This is a genomic window from Gemmatimonadaceae bacterium, assembly GCA_035533015.1.
Taxonomy (GTDB): Bacteria; Gemmatimonadota; Gemmatimonadetes; order Gemmatimonadales; family Gemmatimonadaceae; genus JAGWRI01.
The window spans coordinates 1-10087 of the sequence record DATLUQ010000050.1; the positions used below are offsets into that span (position 1 = coordinate 1).

The window sequence follows — 10087 nt, forward strand, 5'->3', positions numbered from 1 at the left end:
CCGCTGCCGGCCGACGTCGGATCGGGGAACGCCGGGCTGCTGGGCGACACGTCGGTCACCATCAGCCCATGGCTGTACTGCGACGGCACGCTGTCCTGCTGCACCACCGCATTGGTGAGCGGCGCCACCGAAATACCCAGCTTGGTCTCGGCCATTGCCGTGCCACTACCCGAGTTGTCTCCGTGGTCGTTGCTCGCCAAGGCCGTCGTCGAAGCTGCCGGCGGCTCGCCCAACTTCACAGGGATCGTAAGGCTCTTGCCGTGCCGCATGACCCCGAGCTTGATCGTCTGGCCCGGCTCGTAGTTGCGCACCACGCGCTGCAACGCCGCCACGTCCTTCACCTGCTGGCCGTCCACCGAGATGATCACGTCGCTGATGTCGATGCCCGCCTGCTCGGCCGGGCTCGGGCCGTTGTCGGTGGTGAACCCCTGCACCGACGCGCCGTGGATGTCCGCCATACCGTTTATCGTTGCATCCGCGTTGCTTGCGTCTACGATGCTCACACCGAGCACCGCGCGCCGCACGTGGCCGTACTTGATGAAGTCATCCATCACCTTGCGGGCGAGCGAGATCGGGATCGCGAAGCCATACCCCGCGAAGTACCCGGTACCGCTGGCCAGCGCGCTGTTGATGCCGATCACCTGCCCCTGCAGGTTGACCAGCGGACCGCCACTGTTGCCCGGATTGATGGCCGCGTCGGTCTGGATGTAATCCATGATCGCGTACGGATTGTCGGGCGTGTTGAGCAGCCCGTTGAGCTGCCGTCCCTTGGCGCTCACGATGCCCGATGTGACGGTAAAGTTGAGGCCGAGTGGGTTGCCGATGGCCAGCACCCACTGCCCGACGTGGGCCGCGGAATCCTCGCCGAGTGCCACCGTGGGCAGGTTGTTGGCGTCGATCTTGATGAGCGCCACGTCGGTGGTCGGGTCGCGACCGATCACCTTGGCCGTGAACTTCCGGTTGTCGAGAAGCGTGACCGTCAGCTTGTCGGCCAGGTCGCCGCCGTCAGCCACGACGTGATTGTTGGTCAGGATGTAGCCGTCCCGCGATACAATGAAGCCACTGCCGCTCGAAACCTGCGGCGTGTTGTCGGGCTGCTGATGGAACTGGCGGAAGAACTGATCCATTCCCGGCGGGAGGCCCTGCGGCATCTGCTGGCGCGACCGCTTGGGCTGCGTTTCAGCCTGGATGGAAACCACGGCCGGAGTGACCGTGTTGGCCACCCACTCGAACGCGTCAGAAACCGCTTCTGCGGTGTTGACCGACGGGGGAGGCGTGAGCTTGGCCGACGCGAACTCGGGCCGCACAGCCTGGGCCCAGCTGAAGCGCGTGAGGTCGACCCCCGACGCGAACACCAGCCCGCAGATGAATGCCACCGCCACAGCGGCGCCGAGCGTGATACGTGAGCGCATAGACATGTTGATCATTCCACCTGTGTGTCAGACTCTGTGTATTACCCGTGCGCCGGCAGTTGGTTCGCCGGCACGGCCGCGGATCGGAGCCACGCCAAAGACGTGGGCACCCCAAATGGACACATAACGGGGCGGCTTGGTTTCCGCGAGGGTGCGGCTGCAACGGCCGCGGGCGCCGGGATTCGTTCCCGGCGCCCGTGACCGCTCAACCCACGAATGTTTATTGTTTCTTGCTGTCGTCAACGATCTCGTAGTCGGCCTCGACCACGTCTTCGGGCTTCGCGCCCTCGGCGGCCGGCGCCCCTTCGGGTGCGGTGCCGCCCTCCGGAGCGGCCTGCGACTGCGCGTAGAACGACTGGCCCGCTTCGGCAAACGTTTTGGACAGTTCTTCCTGCGCGGCGCGGATCTCGGCCATGTCGTCACCGCGGAGCGCCTTGCGTGACCGCTCCACCGACCCGTCGAGCTTGGCCTTGAGGTCCGCCGGCAACTTGTCCGACCACTCCTTGGCGTTCTTCTCCACCTCGTAGGTCATGCTGTCCAGGCGGTTCCGCGTGTCGATCTCCTCACGCCGCGCCTTGTCGGCCTGCGCATTCTTCTCGGCGTCCTTGACCATGCGATCGACCTCGGAGTCCGACAGCCCGCTGGACGCCTCGATGCGGATCTTCTGCTCCTTGCCCGTGGCCTTGTCCTTGGCGCCCACGTGCAGGATGCCGTTGGCGTCGATGTCGAACGTGACCTCGACCTGCGGTACGCCGCGCGGAGCGGGCGGAATGCCCGTGAGCTGGAACTTGCCGATGGTGCGATTGTCGCGCGCCAACTCGCGTTCGCCCTGCAGCACGTGGATCTCGACCGTCGTCTGATTGTCGTCGGCGGTGGAGAACACCTCCGACTTCTTGGTCGGGATCGTGGTGTTGCGCGGGATCAGCACCGTGGTCACGCCACCCAGCGTCTCGATGCCCAGCGACAGCGGCGTCACGTCGAGCAACAGCACGTCCTTCTGCTCGCCGGTGAGCACCGCGCCCTGGACGGCGGCCCCGATGGCTACGACCTCGTCCGGGTTCACGCCCTTGTTGGGGTCCTTGCCGAAGAACTTCTTGACGATCTCCTGGATCTTCGGAATGCGCGTCGAGCCGCCGACGAGGAGGACCTCGTCGATCTCGTCGGGCTTGAGCCCGGCGTCCTTGAGCGCCTGCTCCATGGGCGGGATCGTGCGTTGGATGAGATCGTCCACCAGCTGCTCGAACTTGGCCCGCGAGAGCGTGTAGTTGAGGTGCTTGGGCCCGCTCGCATCGGCCGTGATGAAGGGGAGGTTGATGTCCGTGGACATCGTGCTCGACAACTCCATCTTGGCCTTCTCGGCGGCTTCCTTGAGGCGCTGGAGCGCCATGGGATCCTTGGAGAGGTCGATGCCCTGATCCTTCTTGAACTCGGCCACGATCCAGTCGATCACGCGCTGATCGAAGTCGTCGCCGCCAAGGTGCGTGTCGCCGTTGGTAGACTTGACTTCGAACTGTCGCGAGCCCTCAACGTCATACAGTTCGAGCACCGAGATGTCGTACGTGCCGCCACCCAGGTCGAAGACCGCGACCTTCTCATCCTTCTTCTTGTCGAGGCCGTACGCGAGTGCGGCGGCCGTCGGCTCGTTGATGATGCGCAGCACTTCCAGCCCGGCGATCTTGCCGGCGTCCTTCGTGGCCTGGCGCTGCGCGTCGTTGAAATAGGCGGGCACGGTGACGACCGCCTTGGACACCGAATGGCCGAGGTAGTCTTCCGCCGTCTGCTTCATTTTCTGCAGAATCATCGCCGAGATTTCGGGCGCGGTGAACCGCTTGCCCTGCACCTCGACCGTGGCCACGTCGTTCGTGCCAGCCACGACCTTGTACGGCACGCGCGAGATCTCGTTCTTCACCTCGCCCATCTTGCGTCCCATGAACCGCTTGATCGAGAACACGGTGTTCTGAGGATTGGTGACCGCCTGCCGCTTGGCGACCTGGCCGACGAGGCGCTCGCCATCCTTGGTGAACCCGACTACCGAAGGCGTCGTCCGACCACCCTCCGCGTTCGGAATCACGACGGGGTCGCCCCCCTCCATGACCGCCACGACCGAATTGGTGGTACCCAGATCGATGCCAATGACTTTGTCCGCCATTTCTTCCCCTGTGGGTGATGGACGGGGTGTTTATCCCCCGCCTGCACGGTTCCTTATGGCAAGAGGAGGGCCGCGCATCTGCGCCAGTCTGGCAGAGTCTGCCCCCATTTCGCATTGTGGTGTCTGACACTCTGGCGCCGCCGGCCGGCGGCTGACGCACCGGCAGGGGTGTCCGCGCGGCTTGGCAGCTTTCTCGACCCGGCAGACGCATGATTCCGCTCAGCGACGAAAACGTCTTGTTCCGTCAGCCGTTGATGACGTGGGCATTGCTCGCGGCGATGTTCGCGGTCTGGATCTTCGTGGAGGGGGCGGGCTTCAACGACGTCGCCCTGATGTCGGCCGTGTGCAACCTGGGGATGGTGCCCGGGGAGATCACGCACATGGCGCCGCTCGGGTATCAGCTGCCGCTGGCGCCGGGGCTCGCCTGTGTGATCGACAACTCGCGGATCAACATCTTCACACCGCTCATCTCGATCTTCCTCCACGGCGGATGGCTCCACATCCTCGGCAACGCCGTGTTCTTCTGGGTGTTCGCGCGGGCCGTGGAAGACACGATGGGACCGTGGCGGTTCCTGGCGTTCTTCCTGACGTGCGGCCTGATCGCGGCCGCGTCGCAGATCGCCTCCGATCCGGCGTCGCCCGTACCCACGGTGGGCGCGTCGGGAGCGATCTCGGGCGTGATGGGGGCGTATCTCGTGCTCTACCCGCGGGTGCGCATCCACATGCTGTTCATCTTCATCATCTTCTTCAAGGTCTTCCGCATTCCGGCGTGGATCGTGCTCATCTGGTGGTTCGGGGTGCAGGTACTCACGGCTCTGCCGTCGCTGTCGGCCCAGGGGCCCGACATCACCGGTGGGGTGGCGGTGTGGGCCCACGTAGGCGGGTTCCTCACGGGCTTGCTGCTCATCCGGGCGTTCGTGAAGCCGGAATTGATGGCCCAACGGGCGCAGATGATGCACGCCTACGAGGTGCCGTAGCCCGGACGATCCCCGACGGCCTGTCGGTCGAGTTCCCCTTCCCGCGTCCGGACCCTGGCCGGTAGCTTGCGGCACCCTACGATCCTTGGAAGCCCATGTTCGGTCGGCTCATCCCCCACGACGAGCAGTTCTTCACGGCCTTCAACCAGCTGGCCTCGCAGCTCGCGGCGGCAGCGCGGAAGTTGGTCCAGCTGTTCGACGATCCGGCTCACGCCTCGCACCACGTGCGTGCGCTCAAAGAGATCGAGCACGACGCCGACGAGCTCACGGCGGCGGTGAACGTGCGGCTCAACAAGAGCTTCATCACCCCGTTCGATCGCGAAGACATCCACATGCTGGTGTCGCGGCTGGATGACGTGGTGGACCTGATCGATGGGGCGGCACGGCGTTACGAGATGCTGCACATCAAAGACGTGCGGTCACAGGGGAAGGAGTTGGCGCGGGTGCTGGCCGAGGCCACCGACCACCTCCAGCAGGCCGTGGCGGCGATCAAGAAGCCGGCCGAAGTGGAGCGCCAGGTGGCGGCCGTGAAACGGCTGGAGGAGGAAGCGGACACGATCTACCATGACGCGGTGGGGTCGCTGTTCGCCAATGGCGATGATGCGATAGACGTCCTCCGGTGGAAGGAGATGTATGACACCCTCGAACGCACCACCGACTATTGCATGCGCGTGGCCCAGGTGTTGCGGAGCATCTCTCTCAAGAACGCCTGACGTGGCCGCGTTCGTCGTCGCGATCATCGCGGTCGCGCTGGTCTTCGATTTCAGCAACGGGTTCCACGATTCGGCGAATTCCATCGCCACGATCGTTGGCACCCGCGTATTGAGCCCGCTCGCCGCCGTCGTGTGGGCGGCGGCGTTCAACTTCGCGGCCCTGTTCGTGGTCAAGACGGCGGTCGCCACGGCCATCGGCTCGGGAATGGTCGAGCAGAGCATCGTGACGCCGAACTTGATTCTCGCCGCCCTGCTCGGCGCCATCGCCTGGAATCTCGTCACCTGGTATTTCGGCATTCCCTCCAGCTCGTCGCACGCGCTCATCGGCGGGTATGCCGGCGCGGCGATCTCGAAAGCCGGCGTGGGAGCGATTCTCTGGGGCATCAAGTGGAAGCAGACGCTGGCCTTCATCGTGATCTCGCCGATTGTCGGGCTCGGCGCGGGCTTCCTGTTGATGGTGCTGGTGTACCGGATCTTCCGCCGCAGCGCTCCAGCAAGAGTGGACCGATTCTTTCGTCATGCGCAGCTCGCCAGCTCGGCGCTGCTCTCGCTGTCGCATGGCGGCAACGACGCCCAGAAGACCATGGGGATCGTCGTGGCTCTGCTCGTGGCTACACAGCCGGTATTCGTGCACCAGACCGGCGTGCTGCACCACCTGTACGTGACCAACGGCAAGATCATTCCGTTGTGGGTGGAGATCTTCGCCTATACCTCGATCTCGCTGGGCACGCTGTTCGGCGGATGGCGCATCGTGCACACCATGGGCTCGCGGATCACCAAGCTCCGGCCGGTGGGCGGGTTCTGCGCCGAAACGGGAGGGGCGGTCGCGATCCTGCTCGCCACCCGGTTCGGTATTCCGGTAAGCACCACGCATACGATCACCGGATCCATAGTCGGTGTGGGTGCCACGCACCGGCTGTCGGCGGTCCGGTGGGGGATCGCCGGCCGGATCGTTTGGGCCTGGGTGCTCACCATCCCGGCCGCAGGTGCCCTTGCCGCTGTGGGTTACATCGTGCTTCGGGCGTTTCTCGGGGCGTGACGAGGGAGTGACGTCCCCGAAACGGGACAGTTACATCGGCGCGTGCGGGGTATAATAGGGTAAGAGGACCGTCCCTTGCCGCCACTCATGACCGCCGCTCCCACCCCGTCGCTGTTCTTCAACCGCGAGCTCAGTTGGCTTGCGTTCAATCAGCGCGTGCTTCACGAGGCCGAGGACGACCGCAATCCGTTACTGGAACGGTTGAAGTTCCTGGCCATCTTCGCCAACAACCTCGACGAGTTCATCATGGTGCGGGTGGCGGGGCTGCGCCGGCAGGTGGCGGCCGGCGTACAGCAGACCCCCCCCGACGGACTGACGCCGCAGGAGCAGTTGGACGCGTTGGGCCGCAAGATCGGCGAATTGGTGGCGGCGCAGAACGCGTGCCTGGCGGAATTGCTCGCCCGTCTTGCCGACCAGGGGGTGCGGCTGGCGCCGGTGGACGAGTTGTCGGATGCCGAGCGGCGGGACATGGATGCGTACTTCCGGCGCGAAGTGTTCCCGGTGCTCACGCCGCTCGTGGTGGACCCCGGGCATCCGTTTCCGCACATCTCCAATCTCTCCATTTCGCTGGCCGTGGAGATCCGCGATCCCGATACGGGCGCGGTGCGGTTCGCGCGGGTGAAGGTGCCGAAGAGTCTGCCGCGGTGGGTGCCCATCGAGGGGCGCACGCACCAGTTCGTGCCTCTCGAGAATCTGGTGGGCTCGCACCTCGAAGCGCTGTTCCCCGGGGTGGACGTGCTCGATTGGTACGCGTTTCGGATCACGCGGTACTCCGACCTCGAGCTGCCGGAGTTCCTGGACGAGCCCGAGGACCTGCTGGCGACGATCGAGGAGCAGGTGTTCAAGCGCCGATTCGGCGAGGTGATCCGGCTCGAGGTCGTGGACCAGATGCCGGCCCACCTGCGCCAGCTGCTGCTCGAGGAGTTGCGCGCCGAGCGCGATCTTCCGGTGGGGGCGCTCACCGAGCGCGACGTGTTCGAGGCCGGGTCGCTGCTGGGGCTGGGCGACCTGATCTCGCTCACTTCGCTGGACCTGCCGGCGCTCCGCGATCAGCCGTTCGTGCCCAACACGCCGGCCGCGTTGCGCGACGCGTCGCGCTCGATCTTCGACGTGATCCGCGAGCGCGACATGCTGGTGCACCATCCATTCGACTCGTTCACCGCCACGGTAGAACGATTCATCGAAGAGGCGGCACGCGACGACCAGGTGCTGGCCATCAAGATGACGCTGTACCGGACGTCGGGCGACTCGCAGATCGTGGACGCACTCACCGAAGCCGCGCAGCGCGGCAAGCAGGTGGCGGTGCTGGTGGAACTGAAGGCGCGGTTCGACGAGGCGAACAACATCAACTGGGCGCGGCAGCTCGAAGAGGTGGGCGTCCACGTGGCCTATGGCGCGGCCACGCTCAAGACGCACGCCAAGACGCTGCTCGTGGTGCGGCGCGAGGCCGATGGCATCCGTCGCTACGTCCACATCGGCAGCGGCAACTACAATTCGCGCACGGCGCGCGTGTACACCGACGTCGGCCTGTTCACCTGCAGTCCGGTGATCGCGGACGACGTGACGGAACTGTTCAACGCGCTCACCGGATTCTCGCGCAAGCACAACTATCAGGCGCTGCTCGTAGCGCCGATGTCGTTGCGGACGCGGTTCATCGAGTTGTTGGAACGCGAATCCGCCCATGCGCGGGCGGGCCGGCCGGCGCGCGTGTTCGCGAAAATGAACGCGCTCGTGGACGAGGAGATCATCCGGGCGCTCTATACCGCGTCACAGGCCGGCGTGGAGATCGATCTCATCATCCGCGGCATCTGCTGCCTGCGGCCCGGCATTCCCGGAGTGAGCGACCGCATCCGGGTTCGGAGCATCATCGGCCGGTTCCTGGAGCACTCACGCCTCTGGTACGTCGCCAACGGCGGCGCCGGCCAGTACTTCCTGGGGTCCGCCGACTGGATGCCGCGCAACTTCGATCGCCGCGTCGAAGCCGTGGCGCCGGTCGAGGATCGCACGCTGCACCCGCGGCTGCAGGCGCTGTTCGACACGCTGCTCGCGGACAACCGGCAGGCGTGGGAACTCGACGCGGACGGCGTCTGGCACCAGCGGATGCCCGCCGGGGCGGTGCGCGCGACGCACGTGACCCTGCTGCGCGATTCGTGGGGACGGTCGCCGGCCGAGGTGAGCGAGGATCAGGCGGCGGCGTCCCAGCCCGCTGAGACTCGGACCTAATCCAGCTCCGTGGCCACGGTCGCCGAGGAGTGCACGGCGCCGTCGGGCGTCACGATCTCCACGGGACGCTTGGCCACCTTGGCCAGCAGGTCGCTCTTGCGGTGCGCGCCCCACACTTCCAGCCGCAGCCCGCGCCGCTGCCGCGCCGGCACGGGCGTGATGCGCACGGCGCGGGCCATCCATCGCACGCGCAGGCTGCGCACGACGCCCATATGACCGCGGTCCAGGCCGTCGGCCACCCGCAGCAGGGCGGCCAATCGCCGGATGCGCTTGCGCACGCCGGGTGACAGGTGGGCCAGGTTCTCGTCGCGTTTGCGCGGCGGCTTGCCTCGATGATAGCGGGCGATGTTGGCCACCATCACCTGTTCGCCCGGCGACACGCCGAGCAGGTCGGCGTGCAGGATGAGGTGATACGAATGCTTCTGGTGGCCGCGGAAGCCGATGTGGTACCCCACGTCGTGGAGTAGCGCGGCGTCGGCCAGGATCTGGCGGTCTTCGGGCGGGCAGTCGAGGCGCGCCCCGATGGCGTCGAACAGTTGCAGGGCAAGCGTGCGCACGTGCTCGGCGTGCACGGCGTCGTAGTGACAGCGCACGCCGAAATCGCGCACCGACCGCTCGCGTGCCTGGCCGGGATCGACCACGGCGGGCTTCACGCGCGCGGCTTCGAGCAGGAGTCCCTCGCGGATCCCGTACGCCGACACTTGGAGGGTCCGGGCTTCGAGCCGCGACATCACCTCCATCCCGGTCGCGATGCCGGCCAGGATGATGTCGGCGCGCCCGGCGTTGAGCCCGGGAACGCCGCGGCGCTCGGCCGGGGTGAGCCCGGCCAGCAGCTCCAGGACGCGCTCCATGTCGACGTGCGGAATGGCCGTGCCGTGCACGCTCCGCGCCGATGTCATGCCCTGCCGCGCGAGGTGGATGCCGGCGAGGTTGGTGAACGTTCCGCCCGAGCCGATGATGCGCGCGCCGCGCCACTCGCGGATGGGCAGGTGCGGGCGGATCTCTTCGCGCACGAAGCGCCGCAGCTTGGCCAGCCCCTTCCGCTGATCGCGCCCCACGAGAAAGCGCTCGGTGAGCCGGAGGGCGCCGAGCGGAAGCGACGCCAGATGCTCCACCACGCCGTCGGAGCTGAGCGCGAGTTCCAGCGAGCCACCGCCGATGTCCATGACGACCACGCGGCCGGCGCCGAGTTCGAAGTGCGCCAGCGCGCTGCGAAAGGCGAGGCGCGCTTCCTGCTCGCCACTCAGCACGCGTACGCGAAGCCCGGTGGCTCGCCGCACTTCGGCCACGAAGGCGTCTCCGTTGGAGGCTTCGCGTACCGCGCTCGTGGCCACGACCTCGATCCGGTTCGCGCGTTGCTGGCGGGCGAGCATCGTCATGCGGCGCAGGGCATCGAGCGCGCGCGCGATGGCGCCGTCGTCCAGCCGCGCGTGCGCGGCCAGTCCCGAGCCCAGACGCGGGGCGGCCTTCAGCTCGTCGACGATCTGGATGCGGCCGTCGGGCCACACGTCGGCGAGGATCTGCCGGATGGAGTTGGACCCGATGTCGATGGCCGCGATGCGCTGCGGGCGGCC

At 66.6% G+C, this 10087-nt stretch carries 7 protein-coding genes; 4 read left to right on the top strand and 3 right to left on the bottom strand.

The features are described 5' to 3' along the window. On the bottom strand, positions 1 to 1412 hold a 1412-nt coding region (locus VNF92_09865), incomplete at its 3' end, for a trypsin-like peptidase domain-containing protein (GenBank protein ID HVA58183.1). Positions 1413 to 1632: 220 nt separating this feature from the next. Continuing rightward, entirely contained in the window at positions 1633 to 3561 is a 1929-nt protein-coding gene (dnaK, locus tag VNF92_09870; GenBank protein HVA58184.1) for a molecular chaperone DnaK, read from the bottom strand. A gap of 209 nt (positions 3562 to 3770) precedes the next feature. Between dnaK and VNF92_09875 the strand changes: the two genes are divergently transcribed. The 4 genes from VNF92_09875 to ppk1 all read left to right on the top strand — a co-directional run bounded on the left by VNF92_09875 (position 3771) and on the right by ppk1 (position 8513). Beyond that, positions 3771 to 4538, top strand: a complete 768-nt coding sequence (locus VNF92_09875) for a rhomboid family intramembrane serine protease (GenBank protein ID HVA58185.1) — start codon at positions 3771 to 3773, stop codon at positions 4536 to 4538. Positions 4539 to 4633: 95 nt separating this feature from the next. Then, entirely contained in the window at positions 4634 to 5251 is a 618-nt protein-coding gene (locus VNF92_09880) for a DUF47 family protein (protein ID HVA58186.1), read from the top strand. 1 nt (position 5252) lies between these two features. Continuing rightward, positions 5253 to 6290: an inorganic phosphate transporter gene (locus VNF92_09885; protein HVA58187.1), complete on the top strand. Its 1038-nt coding sequence runs from the start codon at positions 5253 to 5255 to the stop codon at positions 6288 to 6290. Positions 6291 to 6377: 87 nt separating this feature from the next. Next, positions 6378 to 8513 (top strand): polyphosphate kinase 1, encoded by a 2136-nt coding sequence (gene ppk1, locus VNF92_09890; GenBank protein HVA58188.1) that lies wholly within the window; start codon positions 6378 to 6380, stop codon positions 8511 to 8513. On the opposite strand, the gene VNF92_09895 is transcribed toward ppk1, so the two are convergent. After that, the coding region (locus tag VNF92_09895) for a Ppx/GppA phosphatase family protein (protein HVA58189.1) at positions 8510 to 10087 on the bottom strand (1578 nt) is incomplete at its 5' end. The two genes, ppk1 and VNF92_09895, sit on opposite strands and share 4 nt — an antisense overlap.

Bases quoted from the DNA above. Each gene is read 5' to 3' on its own strand.
- dnaK (HVA58184.1), bottom strand. From the start codon at position 3,561: ATGGCGGACAAAGTCATTGGCATCGATCTGGGTACCACCAATTCGGTC.
- VNF92_09875 (HVA58185.1), top strand. From the start codon at position 3,771: ATGATTCCGCTCAGCGACGAAAACGTCTTGTTCCGTCAGCCGTTGATG.
- VNF92_09880 (HVA58186.1), top strand. From the start codon at position 4,634: ATGTTCGGTCGGCTCATCCCCCACGACGAGCAGTTCTTCACGGCCTTC.
- ppk1 (HVA58188.1), top strand. From the start codon at position 6,378: ATGACCGCCGCTCCCACCCCGTCGCTGTTCTTCAACCGCGAGCTCAGT.